The following is a 25921-nucleotide window of genomic DNA, read 5'->3' as shown; positions in this document are numbered from 1 at the left end:
AAGGAAGAGCAGGAATCATGACTGGCAGGTTGCAAGACAAGGTCGCCATCGTCACCGGCGGCGCGCGTGGCATGGGCGAAGCGACGATCCGCCTGTTCGCGCGCGAGGGCGCGAAGGTGGTCATCGCCGACGTGCTGGAAGCCGAAGGCCAGGCATTGGCCGCCGATATTGGCGATGCGGCGATGTTCCAACGTCTGGACGTGTCGGACGAAGCCAGCTGGACCGCGCTGGTCGATGCGGTCATCGCCCGCCATGGCCGGATCGATGCGCTGGTCAACAATGCGGCGGTCGTGGCTTTCGGCCCGATCACCGAGCTTAGCGTCGCGGACATTGACCGCGTTCTGGGCATCAACGTCAAGGGCACGATGCTGGGGCTGAAGCATGTCGGCGCGAAGATGTGTGCGGCCAAGCGCGGGTCCATCGTCAACATATCGTCGGTGGACGGCCTTCGCGGCGTCAATTCGGTTTCGCTCTACAGCAGTTCCAAATGGGCGGTGCGCGGCTTCACCAAGAGCGCGGCGCTGGAATTTGGCCATCAGGGCGTGCGCGTGAATTCGGTGCATCCGGGCGGCGTCAACACGATGATGGGCAATCCGCAGGCGCTGGAAGGCGATGCCAAGAATTACGGCTATGAGCGCGTGCCGTTGCAGCGGATCGGCGAGCCTGAGGAGATCGCCGCCGCCAGCCTGTTCCTGTGTTCCGACGAGGCAAGCTATATCTGCGGCGCTGAATTGGCGGTCGATGGCGGCTGGGCGGCTGGTTACTATCATCATTATCTGCCCGCTGCGCCCGCATCGATAAGTTCGATCTGATCGCGACACAATTTTTGGAGAAGCATGAGCATGACTGAAGAAGAAAAGGTCTTTTCGGGCGGTGTCGCCGTCATTACCGGCGCGGGCGCTGGCATCGGCATGGGCTTTGCCCGCCGCTGCGGCCAGATCGGCATGACTGTCATCGTCACCGACATCGACAAGGGCCGCGCCGACAAGGTTGCCGCTGAGATCATCGCGGCTGGCGGCAAGGCGGAAGCGATCCAGCTGGATGTGTCAAAGCCCGAAGCGCTCGATGCGCTGGCGCAGGATGTGTTCGACCGGCATGGCGCGGTTCGCCTGCTGATCAACAATGCGGGCATCGAGACGATCGGCAATGTTTGGGAAATTCCCACGGCGCGCTGGGAAACGACGCTGAACGTCAACATCCATGGCGTCGTGCATGGCGTCCGCGCCTTCGTGCCGCACATGCTGCGCGTGGGTCAGGAAGCGTGGATCGCGAACCTCGCCTCCATCGGCTCGTTCGGCCAGATGCCGACGCAGACCGCCTATATCATGAGCAAGCACGCCATCCAGTCGTTCAGCGAATGCCTCTATCTGGAAATGCAGGTCGCAAAGGCGCCGATCAACGTCTGCTCGATCATTCCGGGCATGCTGAAGACCAGCATCTTTGACGCCGATGCAGGCGTTGGCGAGCCGGAGAGCGCTGCGGGGCACCGTGCGACGATGGCCCATATGATGGCCAATTACGGCATGGACCTGGACGAAGGCTGCCGCGTCTTTGTAGAGGGCCTTGCCGCGCGCAAATTCTGGATTTCGAGCCAGCCGGAAATGACCGAGCAGGCGGTCGCTGGCCGCATTGCCTTCTTCCAGAACCAGAGCAATCCGGAACTGGGCGAGCAGCAGCGCGCGCTGCTGGGTATCTGAAGCAAAGGCCGGGCGGGTTCAGGCTCGCCCGGCCCTTCTTTATCAGGCCTTCGCGGCCTCTTCCTTGACGATTTCCAGGAACAGCGGCCGTTCGCCACCGCCATGCACTTCAAGGCGCGCGCCGCTGACATAGGCGGCGGCTGGCGAACCCAGGAACACCACCGCTTCGGCGATGTCGCTGCCCCGGCCCATGCGCTTCAGCGGAATCGAAGACGCGATCCGATCCTGCGCCGCCTGCGTGCCATAGGTCATTTCTGCCGTCTCGGTCTCGATCAGGCCGACAATGATGGCGTTGACCCGCACCTCCGGCCCCCATTCCTGCGCCAGGCTGGTGGTCAGGCTGAGCAGGCCCGCCTTTGCCGCGCCATAGATCGCCGTGTCGGGCGAGGGCCGCGCGCCTGATACGCTGGCGATGTTGACGATCGATCCGCCCACCGCTTTCAGATGCGGATAGGCGGCCTGCGCGACATGCAGCGGCGCGAGCAGATTGAGTTGCAGGATGCGTTCGGAAAAGCGCGGGCTGGCCGTCGCGGCGTCGGCCTGCGGCGATCCGCCTGCATTGTTGACGACCAGGTCGATGCGGCCATGGCGCGCGACAAGCTGGGCAATCCAGTCCGACACCGCCGCAGGATCGCGAATGTCGCAGGATGCAAATTCCGCCGTCTTTCCTTCGGCCCCGATCGGTTCATCCGGAGCAGTGCGCCCGCAGGTCGCCACCGCATAGCCCTCCGCCAGCAAACGCCGGACGATCGCCGCGCCTATGCCGCGCGTGCCGCCTGTGACGATCGCAAACTTGCCAACTCCCGTTTCGCCCACGGCCCTATCCTTTCAGTTTCGAGAAATGCGCAGCGGGCGCATCGCATGGATAGGCCCCATACTCAATCTGCGCCATCCTTCGCCAGACATAATGCAGTGGTCATTGCAGATTGTTACGCAGATCAGGTATAGGGGACGCATAATAATCGCATATCGCGTCACATATGGAGAGGTTTGATGGCTTATACCGTGCAGCAGCTGAGCGATCTGGAAGATATCCGGATGCTCAAGCATCGCTATTTCCGGGGAATCGACACGGCCGATCTGACGCTGCTCGGCGCCCTGTTCACGGAAGACCTGACCGTTGATTATCGTGGCGGCACCTATCGCGTCCGGCTGGCTGGCCGTGACAATATGCTGGAGTTCCTTGCGAACAGCTTCCATTCCGGCGCGGTCGCCATGCATCACGGCCACATGCCCGAAATCACTCTGACCGGCGAAAATGACGCCGAGGGGCTGTGGTATCTGGAGGATATCTTCATCGATGTGGAACGGGGCAGCCACACCATCGGCAGCGCCATTTACCGCGACGTCTACCGGCGTGAAGATGGCGTGTGGAAGATCGCGCGCACCGAATATGACCGCGTGTTCGAAATGATCCGTCCGCTGGCCGCCGACGCGCAGATCACCTCGCACCACCTCGCCACCGCTGGCCGCAAGCCCGAACAGCGCAGCGACATCAGCCATTTGATTGAGTGGGAAGCGGCCTGAGCCGACGGATGATGCACGAACGCAACAGCTGCGCCATTTTTGCGGCGGGTTGCTGAAGAATAAGGCGGGCGGCGTTATAGTCGCCCGCAATAACAAAATTACGCTTTTTTTGGGGAGGAAAGCATGCGCAAGACGCTATATCCGATCGTATCGCTGATCGCTCTGGCCGCACCGGGGGCCGCGCTGTCGCAAACGGCAGCGGCGGGAGCAGACGCCGCCAGCGACAGTGACATCGTCGTAACGGCCCGCCGCCGCGAAGAACGGTTGCAGGATGTGCCGATCGCGGTGAGCGCGGTAGATGCTTCGGCTCTCGACAGCCGCGGCCTCGACAATGTGACGCAGATCAGCCAGATCGCGCCCAATATCCAGTTCACGCCGGGCCAGGGCGGCAATAGCGGTGGCATCGCGCCCTTTATTCGGGGCGTCGGCGAAAATGACTTCATCATCACGTCCGATCCGGCGGTCGGCGTCTATATTGATGGCGTCTATGTCGCCCGCACATTTGGCGCGACGACCGAGTTGCTGGGCATCGACCGCATCGAAGTGCTGCGCGGGCCACAGGGCACGCTGTTCGGCAAGAATACGGTCGGCGGCGCGATCAACATCGTGTCGGCGGTGCCGCAAGGCGAGCGGAAGATCGAAGCCGACCTGCGATATGGGTCGTTCAACACGGTGCGCGGGCGCGTCTATGCCGAAACGCCGCTGTCGGACAGCTGGTCACTGGGCGTCGCGGCGCTGGGCGAATTTGGCGAGGGGTGGCAGAAAATCCCCTCCGGCGACAATCTGGGCAACCGCAATGTCGTCGCGGGGAAGCTGGCGCTGCATTATGATGGCGAAGGGCTGGACGCGGTGTTGCAGGTCGATGGACTGCACCGGCGCCAGCACAGCGCGCCGCATAGCATGATCGCCTTCACGCCGACCTTCTTCTCCATCCTGCAATCGACCTTCATCGCGCCCTGCTGCACCGTGCCGGGCGACATCGACCGTACCGACAGCAATCCCGAGTTGAACAAGGATCAGACCGACGCGGTGAATGCATCGCTGACCCTGACAAAGGATCTGGGCGGGGCGACGTTGAAGTCGATCACCGCCTATCGCTATGTTGATGCGCTGTTCGGTCGGGACGGCGACGCGTCGTCGGCGGTCAATTATGCGGGCGACATTCATGACGAGCGGGCGCGGCAGATCAGTCAGGAATTGCAGCTGTCGCTCGATCTGGGCGGGCGCGGCACATTGTTGCTGGGCGCATTCGCCTACCGTGAAAAGACGCGCGACAATACGCGGCTGATCGTGGCGGATGGGTTGTTTGACGCGCTGGTGGCGGCAGGGCTTGATCCGTTCCCGATCGCGCCGAACTTCTCCATCCCTGCATCCTCGCTCGATTTCAACATCGATTTCCGCAACCGCCAGCGCACCGACAATCTCGCGCTGTTCGCGAACGGCAATTATGAGCTGACCGACGGCCTCTCGCTGGAACTGGGTGCGCGTTATACCTGGGAGAAGAAGAAGTTTTCCCAGTCGGCGATCCGCATCTATTCGGGCGAGCCGCTGCTGGCGGGGACGCCCAGCTATACGCTGGAAAAGAGCTGGGATGCCTTTACGCCCCGTGCCTCGCTTTCCTACAAGTTCCGGCCGAACCTGATGGCCTACGCCTCCTACTCGCGCGGCTTCCGGTCCGGCGGGTTCAACGGGCGGCCTACGTCGCTTGAGGAAATCGGTTCCTATGATCCGGAACATCTGACTTCCTACGAAGCAGGGGTGAAGGCGGGTTTTGGCCGCATCGCCACCATCAACCTTGCCGTGTTCCGCAACGAATATCGCGACCAGCAGATATTGGTATCCACCCTCAGTCCCACCGGCCTGATCGTCGTCCGTAACGAAAACGCAGGCCGGTCCCGCATTCAGGGCATCGAAGTTGAGGGCGCGTTCAAGGTGTCGCCGCGCTTTACCGTCACCGGCGCGCTCGGCTTGCTGGATGCCAAATATCTGGAATATGTTTCGATCATCAACAACGTGCCGACCGACGTCAGCAACCGCAAGCTGAAGCAGGCGCCCGATATCACCGCCAATGCCAGCGCGGTCTATCAAGCGCCGCTCAGCGACAATGTCGAAGGCGTGCTGCGGCTGGACGCAGCCTATAAGAGCCAGGTCTTTGTCGATGCGGAAAACACGCCGCTGCTGCGCCAGCCCGATCATGCGATCCTCAACGCCAGCGCCGAACTGCGCTTTGCGGACAGCGGCCTGTCGGTGCGCGTGGGCGTCGATAACATCACCGATCGCCGTATCATCACGGCGGGCTATGATGCATCGACCAGCTTCGGCTTTACGGAGGCCTATTATTCGCCGCCCCGCCGCTACAGCGTGACGCTGGCCCTGCGACGCTGAACCGGATACGGCCTCGACGGTGACTGCCATCGTCGAGGCTGGAGGCGGGGATCTGAATGATGAGCGACGATACCGCCTTTGCCGACCTGTTGCAGACGCTTTACGGCGGGCTGACGCGATCACCGCCGTGGGAGGATTTTCTGCGAGCCTTGGCGGCGATCACCAAGACGGCCTTCGCCACGCTGCTGATCGGGCGGGGGAGTGCCGGGATCGATGCCCATGTCACGCCGGGCGCGGACCCGGAACGCACGCAGGAATATCAGCGCATCTCGCAGGCCGATCCCTTCGTCGGCCTGCCGGAAGGGCAAGTCGTTTCCTTTCGTGATTTCGTGCACCATGTCCCGGCGCGCTTCCGCGATTGGCTGGACGTGGCGCGCAGCAGCGAAATTCTGGGCGTAGACCTGCATCGTCTGCCTGATATCGCCGTCCGGCTGCGCCTGACACGGGACGAAGGCCAGCCGCAATTTGGTGATGCCGAAAGGGAATTGCTCGAACGGCTGATCCCGCACCTGCGCATCGCGCTCGACCTTCACGCGCGGCTCACGAGCACGCAGGCGGAAAGCCAGCTGTTCAGCAGTGCCATGGCGGGTCTGGCGGTGGCGACCCTGATCCTTGATCGGGAAGGCCGCATTCTGCGCCGCAACACGCTCGCCACGTATATGCTGGAAGAAGGCAGCGTCATTGCTGAGCAGCACGGCAAGCTTGAGCCAAGGACGGGTTCCAGCACTGCCACGATCAACCGCATCCTTTCCTCCCCGCCGCCACTGGGCGAGGAAATCCTGTTCGAGATCGCCTCTGCCGTCGGGCAGCCGTTGCATGCGCGGGCGCGGGCCATCCCTTCCTCCGCCTATGGCGACGGGGCCTGGATCGCCCTGTTCATCGCGGACCCCAGCCGTCCCGCCGGTCCATCGGAAGAACTTTTGCGCGAGCGCTTTCACCTCACGCGGGCGGAAGCCGGACTCGCTCTCCACCTCGCCCACGGAGCCACGCTGGCGGACGCCGCCGACGCTTTGGGCATCGCCTACAACACGACGCGATCCCATCTGCGCGCGATATTTGCCAAGACCAACACGCATCGGCAGGTCGAGCTGATCACGCTGCTGCGTTCCATCGGCAGCGAGTCTGAAATCTGATCCATTTGGATGATGATGCGGCACGGCACTCGGCATAGCCTGTCTCCACGAAAGAAAGTTTTGTGGAGAAGATGATGAAATTCTCGATCATTTACGAAGCGCAGATGGCGGACACGTCGCGCCAGAACGAACAGCAGGTGTTCCGCGACATTATCGAGCAAGCCATCCATGCCGAGGAAATGGGCTTCGACACGATCTGGGCCGTCGAACATACCGCGCTGACCCAATATGCGCATATGTCCGCACCGGAAACTTTCCTCGCCTACCTCGCCGGGCGCACGTCGCGCATCGGCATCGGCCATGGCGTCGTCTGCCTGCCGCCCGCGATGAACCATCCGGTGAAGGTCGCCGAGCGCATCGCCACGCTGGACATCTTGTCGAATGGCCGTGTCCATTTCGGCATGGGCAAGGGCGGGACGCAGCAGGAAGCGGGCACCTTCGGCTATAACCTGCAAGACCTGCCGCCGATGATCGACGAAAGCATGTATCTGATCCCCAAGATCCTGAAGCATGGCGAGATCGAACATGATGGCGAGTTCGTGAAAATCCCGTTCCGTCCGATCCATCCCAGCCCGATGCAGGACCCGCATCCGCCGATCTACATGGCCTGCACCCGCGCCGACACGCTGACCACCGCCGGATCGCGCGGCATCGGCGCACTGGTCCTCGGCTTTGCCGGACCGAGCGACATTGCGCAGAAGAACGCCATTTATCGTGAGGCTTTCAAGAACCGGAAGGCCGAGGATCAGGTTGGCTATCGTCCGACCGAACATCTCGCGGCGCTTTGCCCCGCCGTGGTTCTGGAAGATCGGGAGAAGGCACGCCGCATCGGCCTGCGCGGGCAGCGCTTCTTTGTGGAATCGCTGGGGCACTGGTATTCGGGCGGTCCCGCTCCCGATGTGGAGGACCTGGACGCCAGCGAAAGCCTTGCCGCGCTTCAGCGCCACAAGGAAGAAACGGTGGCCTGGCTGTCGGAAGAGAAGATCACCATCGGTGGCCACCACACCGAAAGCTTCGAGGTGGTCGAGGACGCCTATGGCACGCCTGAAGACTGTATCCGGCAAGTCAAGCGTTTGCAGGATGCGGGCGCCGACGAAATCCTGTTCATGTTCCAGATGGGCGGCATCCCGCATGAAGTGATCATGGAGACCATCCGCAATATCGGCGAGAAGGTGATCCCCTATTTCCGTGAGCAGGCGACGCTGGCTGCGGAATGAAGTAACGGTGCAGGCGGGGCGAAATGCTCCGCCTGGCTCTGCGCTAACCCTCAAGCGCCGTGTCTTTTATGCCGATCCCCACCTCCGTTCGCCCTGAGCCTGTCGAGCCGAAGGTCGGCGAAGCCAACGGCTTTCCTTCTAAAAAAGAAGGGCTTCGACAAGCTCAGCCCGAACGGGGTGAGGGTAGTGTTGATATAGGATGACGCTCTAGCCGCGTGCGTACAGGGCCGTCATTGCCTGCATCAGCCGAGCCGCGCGCTCATGTGGTTCTCCCTTTGCAGAGGCACGCGATGGCGCCTCCACGGCGATAGTCGCATGGGCCGGGAGCAGCGGAAGCAAAGCTGCGAGACCGAATTCACCTTCACCGGGCAGCAGGCGGTCGAACACGGCTTCATTGACCCGGTCATGAGGCGCCTCAAGCGGACCATCGTTCAGCTGGACATGGCGGATACGCTCAGGCGGCAGGCAGGCCACATCGTCCCAGCTTCCGCCGCTGCGGATGACGTGGAGCGTGTCGATGCAAAGGCCCACCTCCGCGCCCAGGGAATGGGCGATCTCAAGCGCCTGTGAAGGCGACCGGATTGAGGATAGCGGATAGGGTTCGATGATGGCGGGAGCACCCGCCCGCTGGCAAATCTCCACCATGCGCGCCAGCGATTCCCGCAGCCGTGCATGATCCGGGTCGAGGCCCAATATATTGACTGTGCCGCCCAGTTCCGCCGTCAGTTCGGCGCTGCGTTCGAGCAAATCCCAATCGGGCTCGGCATCCAGCATGAAAGGTTCGATGACGCCTGCTCGAAGGCCGGTGTCGCGCAATGCGGAAATCACCGCCTTGCGTGCGCTCTTGTCCAGAATGAGGTCAGGCGTCGGGCTGATCGGGATCGGCGTGACGAACAGGCTGACGGCGGTGAAGCCTGCGCTGGCGGCCGCCTCGATCACTGTCAGGGCGTCGAGGTTCACCAGCGAAAGATGGTCCAGGCAAAGGCCATTTTCAGGAAGCGTCATGAGAGCCAGCCCCCTGCCGCGCCTGATACCTCAGGCGTGAACGCCACCGTCAACGCGCACGACTGTGCCATTCATGTGCCCTCCATCCTCACTCGCCAGCATGGCGATTACGCCCGCAATCTTGTCGGGTGTCGCAAATCCGTTGATCGGACCCAGGTGATTATACAACTCCCAATCGGCGCCTTCCACCATGCCGGTTTGGACACTGTTGGCGAGCGGCGTTTCAATGCCGCCCGGTGCAACCGCATTCACCCGCACGCCGCGCTTCACATATTCCCAGGCGAGGCTCTGGGTGTAGGCGGCAACGGCGCCTTTGCTGGCGGCATAGCCGGTGAGGAAGGGATGGCCGAAATGGCTGGAGGTGGACGCGGCGTTGACGATGTTGCCCTTCACCTTTTCCAGATGCGGCAAGGCTTCGCGGCACATCAGGAAGGTGCTGCCCATATTGACCGCGATGAGGGACATGAAGGCTTCGTAATCGGTCGTTGCCGCGTGGCTCGACCGGATGATGCCCGCCATGTTGACGAGGACGTCGAGTTGCCCGACCTCTTCCACCCATTGCGCCACGATCGAGCGGGCGGTCGGTTCGTCAGCCACTGACCCCGCGCGAATGGCAATTCCGGGCTGATCCTGCCGCAGCGTTTCCAGCCCCCGCTCATCCAAATCGACCGCCAGCACCCGACCGCCCTCTGCGGCAAGGCGGATCGCGGTCGCGCGTCCGATGCCGGACGCCGCGCCAGTGACGATGATCGACTTGCCTGCAAATCGGCGTCCAAAGTCCATGGCCTGCTCCTTCATGCCACGATGGCGGGATGAGGGATGCGCGGATCTCCCAACATCGCGCGGTAGGAGGGCGGCGTGCGACCGCCCGCTTCGGTTATGCCGTAACGCTGGGCGATTTCAGCCGTGATCAGCGTCTGGCCGTTCAACTCGTCACGCTTAGGATCATCATGGATGGCGGCGATCACGCGCCCGTTGAATTCCGGCGTTTCCGCGTCGACCATGAACTTTTCATATTGTTCGGGATGTTCCGACAGCGTTCGGGTGCTGCGTTCCGTCAGCAGGGGTCCCATCCACAGCGATATGGCCGCGACCCCCGTGCCCCGGAAATCGACACCCATGTCGGCGGCGAACTTGTCCACGCCCGCCTTTTGCGCGCCATAAGCCGCGCCGTGCATGTAGCAGACCGACCCGAAGGAGGAGGTGAAGGCGATCAGACCATCGCCCGCCGGAACCATCATGCGGGCGGCGTGCCAGCTCGCCAGATAGTGGGAGCGCAAGCCGACATTCAATATGTCAGCGAGGCCGGTGGACTTTTCCCAGAAGGGGCCGGGCTTGACCAGGTCGTCATTTAACGCAGCTACATTATTGACCAGAATGTCGAGGCGACCGCTTTCGTCGCGCACGCGATCAAACAGCGCGGCGATGGCGCTGTCATCGGCATGATCGACCTGCACCGCGCGGCCCTCGCCACCGGCTGCGTCCACTTGCGCTGCCGTGGCGCCTATAGTGCCGGGTAGTTCCGCGTCGCCTTCGCGTATCGAGCGGCCGGTCACATAGACGCGATAGCCCTTCTCTCCCAGCGCGACGGCAATGCCGCGACCCGCGCCCCGGCTGGCGCCCGTTACGATTGCGACCGGACGTTCACTTCTCTCCATTTTATTTTCTCCTTCAGGCCGCCTGCGTGGAACTACGCTTGTCGAGCGTGACATGCAGGCCGTTGGTGCGCTTGTGCATGTCGGGCGTCTTGTCGCGGGGGTTGTAGAACTGCTTGTACCAGCTGCGCACCTTGCCATAGGGGCCGTCATTGGGGATGACGAGCGGGTTGAGGCAGGCCCGCTTGTTCTGCCAGATCTCGACATCCTGGGCGAAGGCGAGGCGGCTGCCTTCCTGATATTCCAGCGCTGCGGCGCGCAGCTCGTCCGTCACCGGCGCGGTGCCATCATTCACCTGCACCATCAGGCCATGCCAGACGCGGATCTTGCCATCCTCGATCGGGGTGTGGGTGATCATGATGAAGCTGTCGAACGTCCCCGCCATCTCCGACTGGAGGATCGAGGGACCGGTGTACCAGGTGTCGAGCGTCAGCACGTCTTCGGGATTGAGCGTCAGCGTGCGGTGCCCGGCGGCATAATATTGGTGGACGATGTGATCCTTGAACTCATTGGCGAAGTAGACGAAGTCCTTCGCGCCATGGATCGGGATGAAGTGGCCAAAGTCGGCCATGTTGTCGACCACCTCGATCGGGTGGATATCAAGATCGCCCATATAGTCGATCTTCCAATTGACCCAGCCCGGCGCGTCATAATGGCCGCCGAAATCGGGCAGGTCGAAATTGGGCTCCAGCCCTTCGGGATCATGCCAGATCCAGATCGTGCCCGCCCGTTCCATCGCCGGGAAGGTCTTTAGCTTCGCCGCCTTGGGCACGAAGTCGGAATAGGGGATGTTCTTGCACTGGCCGTCGGGGCCATATTGCCAGCCATGGAAGGGGCAGCGGATCGACTCGCCCTGCACCTGCTCGCCATCGCGCACGATGTAGCTCGTCGTGTTCTTCGCCAGATGCGCGCCCATGTGCGGGCAATAGGCTTCGGTCACATAGACCTTGCCGCTCTCGCCACGGTACATCACCATGTCCTGGCCCAGATAGCGCATCGCCTTGGGCACGTTCGTCGCCTCGGCGCTCTCGCCCACCATGAACCAGCCACGAGGGAAGGTGAAGTCTCCCAGACGATAGTCCGACGATGTCGCCATTTCTTGATCCTCTCACTGCCCATGGCAAATTAGCAGCTAATGGGGCGAGTCACAGCCTCGCCTATAGCCTTTTTGAAATCTTCCGCTTTCTACGCAAAACATCATCATAAAGGCAAGTTGATATGTTAAATGCGCTATTAATGGCCGCTATAGCTCTATGGATAACGAGGTAGACAGGATATGTCCGAACCCTCTCCACCCGACGTGCCGGAACCTGACCAGGCGCACATGCGGGCCGCGCTTCAGGCATATGTGGATCGCATCAACGCGGGCGATCGGGACGGCGTTCTGGCGCTGTTCGCGTCCAATGCAGTGATCGAGGACCCGGTTGGTTCTCCCCCCAAGACTGGCGAGGAAATCCGTGCATGGTTCAGCGACACGATCGCGTTTGACACACACATCCGGCCGGTCGCACCCATCCGGGGATCGCATGCCAATGCGGCGGCGCTCGTGTTCGATGTGACGTTTCAGCCCCCGGAAGGCCCGCGCCTGCTCATCAGGTCGCTGGATGTCTGCACGTTCGATGGAGAGGGAAAGATCTCCAGCCTGAAGGCCTATTGGGGTCCGGAGGACCTGGAACCAGCCCCCTGAACGGTGGCCATGAAGAAAGGGGCGCCCTGACGGGACGCCCCTTATTCCTACTCCTGCTGTCCGCTTGCGCTCAGGCGGCGACCAGCTCGCGCGGCGCTTCGGCCGGATATTCGGCCGGGCCACCATAATCGTAAGCGGCGTTCAGCGCCTTGATGAAAACCGGATCGTTCAGTGGATCGGTCGGCGTCTCAATCTGGAAACCGCGCGAACGGACATCCTTGATCAGCGTGTCGAACACCTGATCATAGCTGAGGTTATCCGACCCATCCATGTTCTTCTTAAGCTCGGCATAATCTTCGAACACTTCGGCCGACCAGTGGACGAGGAAGCGCAGATCGTCGGTATGATAACGCTCGATGACTTCGTCCCCCGTCTTCACCAGCCAGCCATCGGGGTTGCCCGGTTCGCCGCTGAAAAGGGAGTCAAAGCCCAGGCCTTTCGGCTTGCGGCGCTCGATCGGGCCGTTGGCTTCGCCGCGATGGACGAGCATTTCGTTCTGCACAACCACGCCACGGTTATAGACGGGCGGCTGCAACCGCGCGGGCTTTTCCAGCGGACCCTTGGGCCAATAGGTGAAGCCGCTATTGGGATCATGGCTGAACCAGGTGATCACCTGCGCCATTTTGATCAGATAGTCCTGGAACAGGCCCGACCGGCCCATGATCGAACATAGCCAGGTGGGCGAGTTTTCGAAACGCACGCCACGGAAGCTGGGCGAATCCAGATGGCCCGGATCAGTATTGCCGCAGGGGCCGTTCACGTTGAACAACATCATCTGGGGTTTGGCATAATCCGCGTTCCAATAGGATTTGGCATATTCCAGGAACGTCGGATTATAGAAGGTATCCTGAATCTCCGGATACATGCATGTCGAATAATTGGCATAGAAGCCACGGAATGTCGGCGTCAGGAACATGTCCAGGGACGGTTCGAATCCTTCCGGAAAGCCGCCCGCGAAGGTCGCGATCAAGGATTCCGGCGTCGGAAAATGCTGCGCGATGATGAGCTTCCAGGCACCGCTGTGGACGACATCCAGCAGCCGCCGACGCTGATCCTCGGTATATACATTGTTCAGCTCGCGCGGTGGCGAAACAGGTTGCAGTATGTCGGACAACCGCCGCTTCTGCTCATTGCTCAACATGATTTTGCAACTCCTCTCCAAACACCGGACGAATCATTCCATCCGCCTTTAAACGCCGTAAAGTTATCGTATTATAACTTTTTGGTCAATCTTGGTTGGCACAGAAATGTACATTGGCCCCGGCGGGCATGTTTTGCGTCACACAGGAAGGATAATGGCACGGGATCGACAGAAGATTGGCTGGCCGCGCGACGGGGATGATGGCACCTTCCGCCATCCAATAAGGAGAGGATGCGGCGCGATGACTGACGCCTTGAAAGGATCGATGGACAAGCGCGAGATTGAATCGCGGGCCGCGCAACGGCTGTTGTCCGGCCAGTCATGGGAAGATTTCTGCGACGTCCTGAAAGTCGCCGGTAAAATGATAGACCGGTTCGGCGATGATCCGTCCGATCTCGACCGGGCAGAATGGTATCGTTTTCTGACGCGGGTCGCCCGGTCGAGCTTTGAGCGGCTGATCGAAAATGCCGAACCCACCCGGCCGCGCCTGCGCGACATGGTGTGGCGCCAGTCGATCAACGTGCAGACGGTCGATCAGGACCATCTGATGTGCCAGTTCGATGAAGCCCGCGATTACCGGATCATTGGCACACGAGGGACCATACCCTATTTCGTCCTCGCCATATTGACCGCCCCAGCGCCCGACGATTTGGGCGCGCGTGATTGGGCGCAGCTCGGCGTAGAGGGATTGAAACAGTTCGACCCTTCCAACCTGAAAACCACCGGCTTCCTCGGCAGTCAGCAGCTTCATATCGAAGCTGACGGGACGTTCGAAATCATCATGTCGCAAAATGATCCCGGCGAAGGCAAGAACTGGCTGAAGCTGCAACCCGATACCAACTGCATCCTCATCCGGCTCGTCTGGAGCGACCGGGAAAAGGAAATCGCTCCGGGTCTGCGGATCGAGCGGATGGATGGCGCGGCGCCCGAACCGGTGACGCCCGCGTTGATGGCGAACAATCTGGCCTGGGCGGCGCAGGGCGTGCTTGGCTATGCGGAACTGGTGCGCAACTGGTGGAACGGCACGCAGGGCAATTTCGCGGCGAAGCTGAACCGGCTGGACTATAGCCGCGCGCAATATCTGTCCAACGGTGGCGTGCCCGACCGCCATGTAGCTTTCGGCGGTTGGGAAAAGGGGCTGGACGAGGCGCTGGTGCTGGAATTCGTGCCGCCAGAGTGCGAATATTGGAACTTCCAGATCTGCAACATGTGGCAGGAAAATCTCGACACGTTCGAAGATGGCAACGGATGGGTCAACAATTACCGTTTCGTTGCAGAGCCAGATGGTCGGGTCCGCATCTTCATTGCTGAGCGCGACCCGGGTCTGGGCGGCAACTGGGTGAATAGCTATGGGCATGAACGGGGCATTTGGGGGCTTCGGCTGGTGCGCACCGAAAGCACGGCGGAAGTAAATCTGTGGCGCTTGCCGCTTGCGCGCCTGGAGGCAGAGGGCACGGCCGCACTCGATCCCGGCGCGGCAATCCTGACCGGTCAGTTCGCGGACTGATGTCATGACTGTACGAACGCTTGACCATGTGAACATCCGGACCGCCGACGTGCCTGGCACCGCCGCCTTCTTCCGCGACGTGCTGGGCCTGCGCGCCGATGTCGCGCCGGGGGCGGAGTCCATCGACAAGGGGTGCTGGATATATGATCCCGGCGATCGTCCGATCATCCATATCGGCCCTGTCGATGGTCACTACCCCAGCGACGACGCGTTTCCCTTCACCCCTGCACGGGGCAGCGGCGCTGTGCATCATGTTGCGTTGGGATGCGACGATTTGCCCACGATGCTGTCACGATTGGAAACCGCCGGTCTTGGCGTCGTGCGGAAGGATTATCCGCCCGCTAACCTGTGCCAACTGTTCGTGGAAGAGCGGAACGGGATCATCCTGGAACTCAACTTCCATCTGGAGGACGCATGACGAACGACCCGATGCTTGTCCTTTCTGCCCCGCCCTTCATCCATGTTCCGCTGCTGGAACGGCTGGCACCCGCGCGGGCAGCCGGGTTTTCCGCCATATCGCTGATGCCCGGCGACATCTGGGCGCTGGAGGAGGCGGGGATGAGCGCCGCCGACATCGGCAAGCGGATCGCGGATCATGGCCTGGCCGTGATGGAGATGGATTGCACGGCCTGTTGGTTACCCGGCCACCGCAGCGCCGGGGATGATGCCCCCATGGCCGCCCTGCTCCGCTCGCTGACGCCCGAGCGCGTAGTGGAAACCGCCGCGCGCATCGGGTCGCCTTCCGTCACGGCGGTGGAGATGATGGGGGTCACTCCGTCGCTTGATGAGGCTGCGGAAGCCTTTGCTCATCTCTGCGACCTCGCCGCCCGTCATGGCATGAAGGCGCATATCGAATTTCTGCCCTTTGGCGGCATTCCCGACCTGGCGAGTGCTTGGGCGATCGTTCAGGCGGCGGGCAGGCCTAACGGCGGCCTGACGCTCGACAGCTGGCATTTCTTCCGGAGCGGGGCGAACTTCGACTTGCTGGAGAGCATTCCGGGGGCGCGCATCCACACCATCCAGATAAACGACGCGCCCCCAGAGCCGCAATCCGACCTGATGCACGAGACGATGACCGCCCGCCTCGTGCCGGGACAGGCTAGCTTCGACCTTACTCGTTTCATCCGCACGCTCGATCGGATCGGGGCGACGGCACCCATATCGGTGGAGATTTTTTCGGCCGAGACCAGCTCGTTGCCCATGGCCGAAGCCATCGCTTCCTGGGCGCCAGCCGCCCGCGACATCATCAGAAAGGCCAGAGACACGTAATGAGTGAAGAGCAAACGCCAATAGGCGCAGTGGTCGTGGGCACGGGCTTTGGCCTGTTCACGCATGTCAGGGCTTTGCGGGAGGCGGGCTTCGAGGTTCGTGCCATTGTCGGGCGCAACCGGGAACGCACGGCGGAGCGTGCGGCGCCGATCGGCATCCCGCTGGCGTCGGATAATCTGGAACAGGTGCTTGCCGATGATCCGGCGATCCGGCTGGTGACGGTCGCAACGCCGCCGCACGCACACTACACGCCCGTCATGCAGGCGATTGCAGCCGGGCGTAACGTGATGTGCGAAAAGCCCTTTGCGCGCGATCTGGCGCAGGCGCGCGAGATGCTGGACGCGGCGAACAAGGCTGGCGTCGTCCATGCGCTGGGGGCGGAATTTCGGTTCGATAGCGCGCAGGCGCTGCTGCGCCGGGTGGTGCAAGACGGCCTTATCGGCGATCCGCTGATGTTCAGCCGCATCTACCAGCAGCCGGGCACGGGTGAGGAAGAACCGCTGGCCGATTGGTGGACGGATGCGGCGCAAGGCGGCGGCTTCCTGGGCGCGTTCGGCACGCACATGATCGATCAGGTTCGTTCGACCTTGGGAGAAATCGTGGCGGTCAACGCGATATTGCGCAAGCTGACCACGACTCGCCCCGCGATGACATCCGACGATTATTATAATGTGCAGTTCAGGACCGCGAACGGGTGCATGGGCGTGATCGAGGCGGCGATGAACTTCCCCGGCCCATTCGTCATGGCGACCAAGGTGGCGGGGACGAAGGGCGCGGCCTGGATTCAGTCGGGCAGCGCCTTTGGCGATCCCGAAGAGGTGTGGATCAAGGACGCGAACGGGGCGCGACAGGTTCCGATGCCTGCCGAACTGGTCAATCCTGCGCCCGAACCCTTTGCCGTCGCGGAGCTGATCCAGACGGAAATGGATCGCTGGCACACGCAGGGCTTTGATGTCGCCCCTTATGCCAAGCTGTTCCGCCAGTTGAAGGCAAGAATTGAAGGGTGCGCGCCGCCCCTGCCTGATCCGGCGGGCGATTTTCTTGATGCGGCGGTAGGACAGGCCGTGCTCGATGCCGCGCGCCTTTCGGCGGCGGAAGGCCGCTGGGTTGAAGTGGAGACTGTATGACGAACCCATCCTATGATTTTTCCGGGGCGCATGTCCTCGTCACCGGCGGCACCAGCGGCATTGGTGCCGCCGCCGCCGCCGCCTATCTTGAAGCCGGGGCGAATGTGACGATCACCGGCACGCGTGGCAGTGCCGCCGACTATGACGGCGATCTGTCAGGCTACCGCTATCTTCAGATGGATGTTGAGGACGGCCAAAGCATCGACGCGGTGGCGGCCAGCCTGGATAAGCTCGACATTCTGGTGAACAATGCCGGAGTGGCACTGCCCAGCCTCGGCCTTGACGAATATGAACCCGAGATATTCGCGCGCGCCGTCAACATGCTGCTGGTGGGCGCTTTCCGCATGGCGCGGCAGAGCGCGGACCTGCTGGCACAAAGCAGCATCGCAGGCGGCGCAAGCATCGTCAGCATCGCGTCGATGAGCAGCTATTTCGGCATTCCGATCGTGCCGGGCTATGGCGCTGCCAAGACCGGCCTGCTCGGCCTGACCCGGTCACTCGCGGTCAAATGGGGAGAGCGCGGGATCCGCGTCAACGCCGTCGCCGCAGGGCTGACGCGCAGCCGCATGACCGAAGGAACCTTCGCGCAGGAAGACTGGATGGCGCCCACGCTCGCAAGGACGCCCCTGGGTCGGCCGGGCGCGCCCGAAGATATCGCCAACGCGATCCTTTTCCTGTCGAGCCCCGGCGCGGCGTGGATCACGGGTCAGACCCTGGCTGTTGACGGCGGGTACACCGTTTCAGGCTGATCCCATAAGAAACGCGTAGAAACGACAAGAGCCGGTCCTTCCAGACCGGCTCTTGTCCTATGTCGTTTCGTTCGATCTGCTCAGTGCAGTTCGAAATTCTCCTTGGCGGGACCACGGGTCTGGTTCCAAAGGTCCACCAGTCGCCACGGCCATGACAGGAATACTCGGCCTGTCGAGTTGTTATAGTAGCTGTTCGCCCGCGGGTGGGTCCAGATCATATTCTTCATCTGTTCCTCGACCTCCCGGTTCCACTGTTCAAACGCCTGCTGCGTAGGTTCGACTGCACGAGCGCCGCTTTCGTTGATCCAGTCCAGGCATTCGATGATGTAGTTGACCTGCGCTTCCGAGATCAGGTTCTGGCCCGCCGCATGGTTGGGCGCGCTGTTGGGACCAACCGTCATGAAATAGTTGGGATAGCCCGGCACGGTCACGCCCAGATAGGAACGCGGGTCGTCGTTACCCCATTCGTCGCGCAGCGATCGGCCGCCCTTGCCATGGATTTCCAGCTTGCCCATCATATTGGCGACGTCGAAGCCAGTGGCGCAGACGATGATGTCGAACTCATACTCCTTGCCGTCCTTGGTGCGGATGCCCTTGGGCGTGAAGCATTCGATGCCGCCATCTTCCAGCGTGACATTGGGCTGCTTGAGCGCGTCGAACCAGCCCGCGTCCAGGATGATACGCTTGGAAAAGATCGGGAAGTCCGGCGTCAGCTTTTCCTTGAGGTCGGGACGGTCGTGGAACTTCGCTTCCAGATGGGCGAGCGCCCACTGCCGCGCGCCTTCATTAGCCGCCGAGACGGACGGGCTATCGACCGGCCATTCGGGGTCCTTCACGACATTGGCGTAGAGGCCGTCCGCCGCGAACCAGTAGACGCGAAAGCGGAACCATTCGCGGAAATGCGGAATGTAGCGCAGGGCGAACTTCATGCCCGGCGACACCTCATGATTGATCTCGGGATTGTAGATCGACCAGTAGCGCGTGCGCATGAAGACGGTGAGATCGCTGACCTGATCCGCGATCGCGCCGATCAACTGCGCGGCGCTGGCGCCAGTGCCGATGATGCCGACGCGTTTGCCCTCGATCCGGACGGACGGGTCCCAGGTCGCGGTGTGCATCATCTTGCCCTGAAATTCCTCGCGGCCGGGAATGTCGGGCCACTTCCAGCGGTTCACCGGACCATGGGCGTTGATGACGGCATTGGCACGGATGACTTCTTCCGTGCCATCCTTGCCGCGCACCGTGACGTTCCACACCGCCTCTGCATCGTCATAGCGCAAGGCGACGACTTCGGTATTGAAGCGGATGTTGCGGCGCAGGTCGTACTTGTCGGCTACGTGCAGCAGATATTTCTGCATATCCACGCCCTTGGGATGGTAATGCGACCATTCCGGCGTGATTTCGAAGGAATAGGAATAGAAGTGGCTGGGCGTATCCACGCCCACGCCGGGATAGCGGTTTTCGTACCAGGTGCCGCCGACTTCGGGATTCTTTTCGATCACGATATGCTCGTAACCCGCTTCTTCCAGTTTCAGCGAGGCGGCAAGGCCGGTCATGCCGGCGCCGATGACCAGCACCTTGAAGTCCGGCTGCGGTGCGACACGGCCTTCGATTTCCTTGCGCGGCTTGGGCAATTTGAAACCGATCTGGTCGAACAGCAGCGGCAGGAATTCGTCAGCCACTTCCTCGCCCACGCCGACGCTCATCATCCGCTTCATCAGCGCGTCGGACGGATCATCCTCGCGCGCGGCGCCGGGGGTCGTCAGCACGTGGAGCAGCTTGGTACGCAGTTCCTGGCTATATTCGTCGGGAATTTCCGTGTTGGGAACGGAGAAAGGCGGTTTGATATAGTTGGCGAAGATGTCCAGCATCGCCGAGTCATGGGTCAGATGCACATAGACCATCAGCAGCGTCTGGATGTTCGCTTCCTCCAGCGCGTTACGCAATTCTTCGCTATCGGCCATCGGCAGGCTGCGATCGTGCCAGTCCCGTGCCATCACCGCGCCATCAGCATGCTCAGCCATCGTCCGCAATCCTCTCCGACTCATCATTGTGAGTAAACGCTCACTTGTGGATAATCGGAGCTGCTTATTTAGTCAAGCGGCGCCGTCTTCCTTCCCCCTGCACCCTTGAAGAAAGGTGCGGACGACCATGCTCACATGACCCTCGCATTCCCTTTCATCCGGGAGCGCGGCATCGATCAGCAGATAATTGTGAACCGGTATAAGGAACATGCCGAGCAGCAATTTCGCCGCTGCTATTTTGTTACCGTTTGCAACCCCCGCGCGCTCAAGATGGTTGGCCAAGGGCAAGATAAGAAAATCGTCCTGACTCTGCCGGATCATCGGACCAAATTCGGTGAACTCATGTGCTTCCCGCAACAACAATCGCGCCATGCCGATGGTTGATGGCCTGGTGAATTCCATCAGCAGCGCGACACCAAAGGCGCGTAGATCAGCTTCCGGCTCGGCAGGATCGCTAAATTGCGGCAGCGGGAAACGCTCTACCCCGGCGGCAAGGCAGGCCCGGAAAAGGGCCGCCTTGTCTTCATGCCAAAGGTAGAGGGAGCGCTTGGACACGCCTGCCGCCTGTGCGATCGCATCCATCGTGACCGCCCGATAGCCTTGGCGGATGAACTCCTCACGCGCGATCTGGAGCAGGCGGCGCTTCTTCGCGAGCGTCTGGTCTGCCCGGCCTATCCGCGCCGGGACAGGCACTGATTTCCCTTCAGCAGATGCGGTTGGCGACGTTCCCATCAGGCCTCATGCCGCACTGGAAATCGGTCATAGTAAAAGGCGAAGCGTTCCCGCGCGGCGGCTTCGTTCAGGCCAAACACCCCTTCGAGGTCGTAGATCACCTTGCCATGCTTGTTCCGCGGATTTTCGTTGAGATAGCCAAGCAGCTGATTTTCGACCTCTGGGGTCAATTCCAGTCCCGCCAGCGCGTAAACTTCGCGCATCACCCGTTCCTGATCGGCCATATATTCGTGGAACAGCAGGTCGATCGACTGTTCCGGCCCCCATGCGTCCCGCTGATCGACACAGGCGCGCAGCAGCCGCTCGATCCGGTCCAGCCAGAGGCGAGCAAGCGCAGGAGGATCGACCGGATCGCGGCGGATACGGTCGCTATAGCCAAGCATGGTAGTCAGCGACCGCAGAACAGCGATGGGATCGCGATGCGTGATGACCATCGTGGCGTCGGGGAAAACAGCCTTGATCGCGGCCAGATTTTCCATGTGCTGCGGTGATTTCAGCAGCCAACGATTAGGCCCCCGGTGCCAGGTGAGCACCTGCAACACCTTCTTTTCATAGGCATAGCTGGGGGTCCGGTCATGGGCGAAATAATGGTCGATCCAGCGCGGAATGCGGGACTGGAACTCCCAGCTGTAACAGTTGAGATCCATATAGAGCAGCTCATTATCCTCATGGATCGATGCGGCATCCATACCATGCATCGCCGCCATGTGGGGCAGCATCGCTTCGAACGCGCTCCATAGTTCGGCACTGCGGGTTATGCGCGGGTCAACTTCGCCCGGCGCAAGTTCGCGCACCTGGACAGGCTCCTCGGCTTCCCACAGCGTCAGGGATCGCAGACGCTCATCCCGCGCGAGCCAGTTCACGAGATGCGTCGTCCCCGAACGCGGCAGCCCCGCGATGAACAGCGGACGATCGATCTGGATGTCGAGGATTTCCGGATGCCGTTTGACGATATCCTCGATCCGCAGGCGGTTCACCATCACGCGCACCAGATGGTCGAGCAGGGTGATGCGGCCGCCACGGGTCAGGCCTTCATCCTCATCCCACGCCTGAAGCGTCACCGCCATGCGCTCGCGAAAGCTCTGATCCTCACCAAAATCATCAAGGCCGCCGGAATTGGCGATGGCCTGGGCCAGAACATCGTCCACCGTCATGCGGTCAGGCCGGTCGGCGGGTCCCTGACGGGCTGCGGCGATCATCGGCGTGACGATCGGGTCCGCCATGTCGTCGATATGAATTTCCTGCGGCTCGGGCTGCATGGTTTCGCTCATTGTTGATCCTTTGGCGCGGCTGGAGCCAGCTTCACGCAGTCTGGGGGAAAGTGACGATGACCTTGGCCGACGCTTCGGTATCCGCAGCAATGCGGAAGGCCTCATCCAATTTGTCGAACGCGATACGATGGCTGATCAGCGGATCGACATTGATCTCGCCGCTCGCCAGCATCTGGAGGCATTCGTTGAACTCATCCTCGCGGTCGGTTGCGATCGACCCGGAAATGCTGAACTCATTGGCCATCATCTTCCACAGATTGACCGGCATCGGCTTCTTATGGAGCGCGACGATCACGATCCGCGCGCGGAATTTGGCGACGTCGAGCAACTCAGCCAGTGGCGGCTGCGCACCCGCCGCGTCGATGATGACGTCACTCCCGACAAAGGGCATGCCGAACCTCTCACCGGTTCCGTGCGCTTTCCCGATCGCCTCGACCAACGGTTCGCGCGATGGATTGACGGTGACGGCAGCGCCAAGCTGGCGCGCGCGTTCGAGCCGCGCGTCGGACAAGTCGGCGATCAATATGTCCTCCACGCCACGATGGCGAAGGCAGATGATCGTGCACAGGCCAATGGGACCCGCGCCGAGGATCACCACCTTGTCGCCCGGCTGTACCCGGCCGATATTCACGCCATGCAGGCCCACAGACAGGGGCTCGGCCAGCGCGGCCTTTTCAAGCGGGAGGCTGTCGGGGATGGGGCAGATGTCAGATCCGGCGCGCGCATCGGGCACAAGGATGAACGAAGCGAAGGCGCCCGTCGGCCCGCCCCCACCGATAAGGCCCGCATCGGGATTGACGGCACAGCGCTGGCCCGGCTGAATGCCGTGGACCTGCGACCCCACCTTTTCCACGATGCCTGCAAATTCATGGCCGATCGGCAGGGGTTCAGCGAGCGGCGCGCCGCCGCCCAGGCCGCCTGCGGCAACATAACCGATGTCGCTGCCACACACGCCCGTGGCGCCGATGCGCACCAGCACATCATGGGGACCGACGACCGGCATCGCGACCTGATCAACGCGCATGTCGCCAACGCCATGAACGCGCGCCAGCGGCATGGTTGCGGAATTTTGTTGATCCGGATTCGCGCCCGCGCCTTGGGAATCGCTCATGACGTCCTCTCCTCACTTTTTGCTCGGCAAAACTGGTAAACCAATCAGTTTCCGAGTCAAGAAGAGAAGCGGCTGACGGCGGCCGAATGCCGGGCGAACGAAAACTGCCCCGCACCTTTTTGACAGGCACGGGGCAGCATCATTCGATCAGCATTAGACGGCCCCTTCACGCCGGGGCATGACGGCTATTTCATCCGATTTTGGCGGAGATGAGGAAGGGCCGCAGATAGGCTTCCATGCCTTCGCTGCCGCCTTCGGACCCCATGCCGCTGTCGCCGACGCCACCAAAGGGCGTTTCCGGCATCGCCATCGCGAAATGGTTGATGCCCAACATGCCCGCATAGATTCCTTCGGAAATCTTGCGTTCGGTGCTCATGCTGTTGGTGAAGGCATAAGAGGCGAGACCATAGGGCAAGCGGTTCGCCTCCGTCAGCGCAGCGTCGATGTCATCGACCGGCATCACGAGCATGAGGGGACCGAACGGCTCCTCATTCATCGCGTCCATTTCGGGCGTCATGCCTGACAGGACGGTCGGCTGGAAGAAATAGCCGCGATTGCCGATCCGGGACCCGCCGGTTTCGATCTTAGCACCGCGCTGCACCGCGTCAGCCGCCAGCGCCTCGATCTTGGAAAGCTGACCCGCTGTCGTTAGCGGCCCCATCTGCGTGTCCGCAGCCATGCCGTCACCGACTCGCAGCTTGCTGGCCACTTCAGCCACACCCGCGACGAAATCGGCATAGAGCGGCTTTTCAACCAGGAAGCGCGTGGGCGAGACGCATACCTGTCCCGCATTGCGAAACTTGAATTCGGTCGCGAGCGGAACAACCGTGGCAAGGTCGGCATCCCGCGCGACGATCACCGGATTATGTCCGCCAAGCTCCATCGTCACCTTCTTCAGGTGCTGCCCGGCGGCGCTTGCGAGCAGGCGGCCGACGCGGGTCGATCCGGTCAGCGTCACCTTGTGAATTTCCGGCGCAGCGCAGAGGGTGGCGGAAATTGCCGCCGGATCGCCCCAGATCACGCTAATCGCGCGGGGTGGCAGGCCAGCAGCCAGCAGTGCCCGGCCAATGCGCCACCCGGCGCTCGGTGTTTCTTCCGCGCATTTAAGCACGACCGAACAACCTGCCGCCAATGCTGGTGCAACCTTCTGCATGACGGTCCAGGCCGGGAAGTTCCACGGCGTGAACGCAGCTACGGGACCAACGGGGCGGCGCTGCACCGCCCAGCGCATGTCGCTCGCCCGCGTGGGGATCAGACGGCCATAAGCGCGGCGGCCTTCTTCCGCATACCAGTCGAGCAGGTCCGCTGACCCCAGCCATTCGCCCCGCGCCTGCGCCAGCGGCTTGCCGCCCTCGCGCGTCATTTCGGCGGCGGCTTCGTCGGCCTCGGCGCGCATCAGGTCAGCGGCGCGGCGCAGGACCTTGCTGCGTTCGAAGGGCGAGATGGCGGACCATTGCGCGAAACCGTCAACCGACAGCCGCGCGGCCTCAGCGGCTTCCTCCGCCCCACAGGACGGCAGTGTCGCGATCAGTTCTTCGGTAGCCGGATTGACCAGCTTCATCGTGCCGAGCGAACCCTGGCTGCGTTCCTGACCGTCGATGATGGGGCGTGGCGTCGAATTGGTCATGTGCAGGGTTCTCCAGCTCTTGGGTGCGCTGCAAAGCTCATCCCTTGACGATCAGCGGCGCATGGGTTGGCGGCCTCTTACCCTTCCTGATCGGTAGGGGAAAGGTCCGGCCGCCAGCGAAAGGCGCGGGTTCAGGCGCCCCGAATGAAATCAGCGGTCGGCGATACAGCGGCCGCCAGCCTCAACTCACCCAGAACACCGGCCCAATAGCTTTCCGAACCATCGGCCAGCCGCCATCCATGCAGGCGGCGGGTGAGCAATTGCAGGTCATATTCCTCGCTGATGCCGATGGCGCCGTGGACGGCATGGGCGATCGCGGCGACCTGGCCTGCGGCGAGGCTTGCGCCATGCTTGGCGATCGCCGCGTCGGTGAGCTTGGGCTGAAGGCCCGAGCGTGCGCCGATGGCAGCGGCGATGCGGGCGGCTACGGCCTGTTCCGCCAGCACGGACAATTGCTGCTGCACCGCCTGCTGCTTGCCGATGGGCTTGCCGAACTGGACGCGTTCATTGGCGTAGGCGACGGTCATTTCCATGACCCGGCCAGCCGCGCCGGAGATGAGCTGCGCCCGAAGCACAGCCGCGATAGGACGCAGCGCCGCGCCATTGACACCACGCGCATAGGCATCGCCATCATGCGGAACACCGGTAGCCTCGACATTCGCGGGGGTCAGCACGGGCGCATCCGGGGTGCCAGACAGGATGTGGGAGGCGACTGCGGCGAAGGGCACTGCGCCCGCGCCCGTAGCGATGGCAATCGGGCCTTCGGGCGCTTCAACGCCAGCGGCGGCGAGAAGCGCGCGAGCAATCATCGTATCGCCGACCGGCAGAGGCACGGCATGGCGGCCGAGCAAGGCGATCAGCGGCGCGGCGTCCTCCAGCGAGAGCCCTGCCCCACCCTTCTCCTCGGCGACGAGGGCGTCGAGAAAGCCGGATTCGACAAAGGCGTTCCACATCGCGCTGCTGCCGCCGCCCCGCTCGATCTCGCGGATCGCGGCGGGGGTGCAGACGTCTTCGATCAGGCGAGCGAAGGGATCGATCAGTTCGGACATGTCCATGA

24 protein-coding genes are annotated in these 25921 nt (G+C 62.1%); 12 read left to right on the top strand and 12 right to left on the bottom strand.

What is annotated here, in order from left to right; all coding sequences use genetic code 11:
- Nucleotides 1-17: 17 nt before the first annotated feature.
- Both IZV00_RS17985 and IZV00_RS17980 read left to right on the top strand, forming a co-directional pair.
- Entirely contained in the window at nucleotides 18-812 is a 795-nt protein-coding gene (locus IZV00_RS17985) for a glucose 1-dehydrogenase (RefSeq protein WP_196226968.1), read from the top strand.
- 30 nt (nucleotides 813-842) lie between these two features.
- Nucleotides 843-1697 (top strand): SDR family NAD(P)-dependent oxidoreductase, encoded by an 855-nt coding sequence (locus IZV00_RS17980; RefSeq protein ID WP_196226967.1) that lies wholly within the window; start codon nucleotides 843-845, stop codon nucleotides 1695-1697.
- A gap of 42 nt (nucleotides 1698-1739) precedes the next feature.
- On the opposite strand, the gene IZV00_RS17975 is transcribed toward IZV00_RS17980, so the two are convergent.
- Nucleotides 1740-2513 (bottom strand): SDR family oxidoreductase, encoded by a 774-nt coding sequence (locus IZV00_RS17975; RefSeq protein ID WP_196226966.1) that lies wholly within the window; start codon nucleotides 2511-2513, stop codon nucleotides 1740-1742.
- Between the two features lie 177 nt (nucleotides 2514-2690).
- On the opposite strand from IZV00_RS17975, the gene IZV00_RS17970 reads away from it, so the two are divergent.
- From IZV00_RS17970 to IZV00_RS17955, 4 genes are all read left to right on the top strand, one after another.
- Complete coding sequence (locus tag IZV00_RS17970) at nucleotides 2691-3224, top strand: nuclear transport factor 2 family protein (RefSeq protein ID WP_196226965.1); 534 nt, start codon at nucleotides 2691-2693, stop codon at nucleotides 3222-3224.
- Between the two features lie 123 nt (nucleotides 3225-3347).
- Nucleotides 3348-5609, top strand: a complete 2262-nt coding sequence (locus tag IZV00_RS17965) for a TonB-dependent receptor (protein ID WP_196226964.1) — start codon at nucleotides 3348-3350, stop codon at nucleotides 5607-5609.
- Between the two features lie 56 nt (nucleotides 5610-5665).
- A complete protein-coding gene (locus IZV00_RS17960) occupies nucleotides 5666-6742 on the top strand; it encodes a helix-turn-helix transcriptional regulator (protein WP_196226963.1) in 1077 nt (358 codons plus the stop codon).
- 74 nt (nucleotides 6743-6816) lie between these two features.
- On the top strand, nucleotides 6817-7959 hold the full coding sequence (locus IZV00_RS17955) for an LLM class flavin-dependent oxidoreductase (RefSeq protein WP_196227520.1): 1143 nt from the start codon (nucleotides 6817-6819) through the stop codon (nucleotides 7957-7959).
- A gap of 207 nt (nucleotides 7960-8166) precedes the next feature.
- Here IZV00_RS17955 and IZV00_RS17950 read toward each other — a convergent pair whose 3' ends face one another.
- Genes IZV00_RS17950 through IZV00_RS17935 form a run of 4 tightly spaced genes read right to left on the bottom strand, consistent with a single transcriptional unit; the run spans nucleotide 8167 to nucleotide 11715 of the window.
- Nucleotides 8167-8964, bottom strand: a complete 798-nt coding sequence (locus tag IZV00_RS17950; protein ID WP_196226962.1) for a sugar phosphate isomerase/epimerase family protein — start codon at nucleotides 8962-8964, stop codon at nucleotides 8167-8169.
- 30 nt (nucleotides 8965-8994) lie between these two features.
- Nucleotides 8995-9747 carry an SDR family NAD(P)-dependent oxidoreductase gene (locus IZV00_RS17945; RefSeq protein WP_196226961.1) on the bottom strand — a complete coding sequence of 251 codons (753 nt, stop codon included), beginning with the start codon at nucleotides 9745-9747 and terminating at the stop codon, nucleotides 8995-8997.
- Between the two features lie 11 nt (nucleotides 9748-9758).
- Entirely contained in the window at nucleotides 9759-10622 is an 864-nt protein-coding gene (locus IZV00_RS17940) for an SDR family NAD(P)-dependent oxidoreductase (RefSeq protein ID WP_196226960.1), read from the bottom strand.
- A gap of 13 nt (nucleotides 10623-10635) precedes the next feature.
- On the bottom strand, nucleotides 10636-11715 hold the full coding sequence (locus IZV00_RS17935; protein WP_196226959.1) for a Rieske 2Fe-2S domain-containing protein: 1080 nt from the start codon (nucleotides 11713-11715) through the stop codon (nucleotides 10636-10638).
- Between the two features lie 180 nt (nucleotides 11716-11895).
- Between IZV00_RS17935 and IZV00_RS17930 the strand changes: the two genes are divergently transcribed.
- Nucleotides 11896-12306, top strand: a complete 411-nt coding sequence (locus IZV00_RS17930; protein ID WP_196226958.1) for a nuclear transport factor 2 family protein — start codon at nucleotides 11896-11898, stop codon at nucleotides 12304-12306.
- Between the two features lie 70 nt (nucleotides 12307-12376).
- On the opposite strand, the gene IZV00_RS17925 is transcribed toward IZV00_RS17930, so the two are convergent.
- The gene (locus IZV00_RS17925) at nucleotides 12377-13447 is read right to left on the bottom strand and encodes a hypothetical protein (protein WP_196226957.1); all 1071 of its coding nucleotides are present in this window, start codon (nucleotides 13445-13447) and stop codon (nucleotides 12377-12379) included.
- 241 nt (nucleotides 13448-13688) lie between these two features.
- Between IZV00_RS17925 and IZV00_RS17920 the strand changes: the two genes are divergently transcribed.
- Genes IZV00_RS17920 through IZV00_RS17900 form a run of 5 tightly spaced genes read left to right on the top strand, consistent with a single transcriptional unit; the run spans nucleotide 13689 to nucleotide 18099 of the window.
- Nucleotides 13689-14954: a DUF1214 domain-containing protein gene (locus tag IZV00_RS17920; protein WP_230463415.1), complete on the top strand. Its 1266-nt coding sequence runs from the start codon at nucleotides 13689-13691 to the stop codon at nucleotides 14952-14954.
- Nucleotides 14955-14958: 4 nt separating this feature from the next.
- On the top strand, nucleotides 14959-15372 hold the full coding sequence (locus IZV00_RS17915; protein ID WP_196226956.1) for a VOC family protein: 414 nt from the start codon (nucleotides 14959-14961) through the stop codon (nucleotides 15370-15372).
- A complete protein-coding gene (locus tag IZV00_RS17910; protein WP_196226955.1) occupies nucleotides 15369-16223 on the top strand; it encodes a sugar phosphate isomerase/epimerase family protein in 855 nt (284 codons plus the stop codon). Before IZV00_RS17915 ends, IZV00_RS17910 begins: the two co-directional genes overlap by 4 nt.
- The gene (locus IZV00_RS17905) at nucleotides 16223-17350 is read left to right on the top strand and encodes a Gfo/Idh/MocA family protein (protein WP_196226954.1); all 1128 of its coding nucleotides are present in this window, start codon (nucleotides 16223-16225) and stop codon (nucleotides 17348-17350) included. The genes IZV00_RS17910 and IZV00_RS17905 overlap by 1 nt, the downstream gene beginning before the upstream one ends.
- The gene (locus tag IZV00_RS17900; protein WP_196226953.1) at nucleotides 17347-18099 is read left to right on the top strand and encodes an SDR family NAD(P)-dependent oxidoreductase; all 753 of its coding nucleotides are present in this window, start codon (nucleotides 17347-17349) and stop codon (nucleotides 18097-18099) included. Before IZV00_RS17905 ends, IZV00_RS17900 begins: the two co-directional genes overlap by 4 nt.
- Nucleotides 18100-18179: 80 nt before the next feature.
- Here the strand turns inward: IZV00_RS17900 and IZV00_RS17895 are convergent, their stop codons facing one another.
- From IZV00_RS17895 to IZV00_RS17870, 6 genes are all read right to left on the bottom strand, one after another.
- Entirely contained in the window at nucleotides 18180-20123 is a 1944-nt protein-coding gene (locus IZV00_RS17895; RefSeq protein ID WP_230463414.1) for a flavin-containing monooxygenase, read from the bottom strand.
- A 72-nt stretch (nucleotides 20124-20195) separates the two neighbouring features.
- Nucleotides 20196-20816 carry a TetR/AcrR family transcriptional regulator gene (locus IZV00_RS17890; RefSeq protein WP_196226952.1) on the bottom strand — a complete coding sequence of 207 codons (621 nt, stop codon included), beginning with the start codon at nucleotides 20814-20816 and terminating at the stop codon, nucleotides 20196-20198.
- A 38-nt stretch (nucleotides 20817-20854) separates the two neighbouring features.
- Nucleotides 20855-22126, bottom strand: coding sequence for a sulfotransferase family protein (locus IZV00_RS17885; RefSeq protein ID WP_230463413.1), 1272 nt, complete (start codon nucleotides 22124-22126; stop codon nucleotides 20855-20857).
- Between the two features lie 31 nt (nucleotides 22127-22157).
- Complete coding sequence (locus tag IZV00_RS17880; RefSeq protein WP_230463412.1) at nucleotides 22158-23237, bottom strand: zinc-dependent alcohol dehydrogenase; 1080 nt, start codon at nucleotides 23235-23237, stop codon at nucleotides 22158-22160.
- A gap of 190 nt (nucleotides 23238-23427) precedes the next feature.
- A complete protein-coding gene (locus IZV00_RS17875; RefSeq protein WP_196226951.1) occupies nucleotides 23428-24864 on the bottom strand; it encodes an NAD-dependent succinate-semialdehyde dehydrogenase in 1437 nt (478 codons plus the stop codon).
- 131 nt (nucleotides 24865-24995) lie between these two features.
- Nucleotides 24996-25919, bottom strand: coding sequence for an acyl-CoA dehydrogenase family protein (locus IZV00_RS17870; protein WP_196226950.1), 924 nt, complete (start codon nucleotides 25917-25919; stop codon nucleotides 24996-24998).
- Nucleotides 25920-25921 lie beyond the last annotated feature (2 nt).

The organism is Sphingobium sp. Cam5-1, assembly GCF_015693305.1.
In the GTDB taxonomy this organism is placed as follows: domain Bacteria; phylum Pseudomonadota; class Alphaproteobacteria; order Sphingomonadales; family Sphingomonadaceae; genus Sphingobium.
Note: the sequence above shows the minus strand (reverse complement) of the source record. Positions and strands in the feature narration are given on the sequence as shown.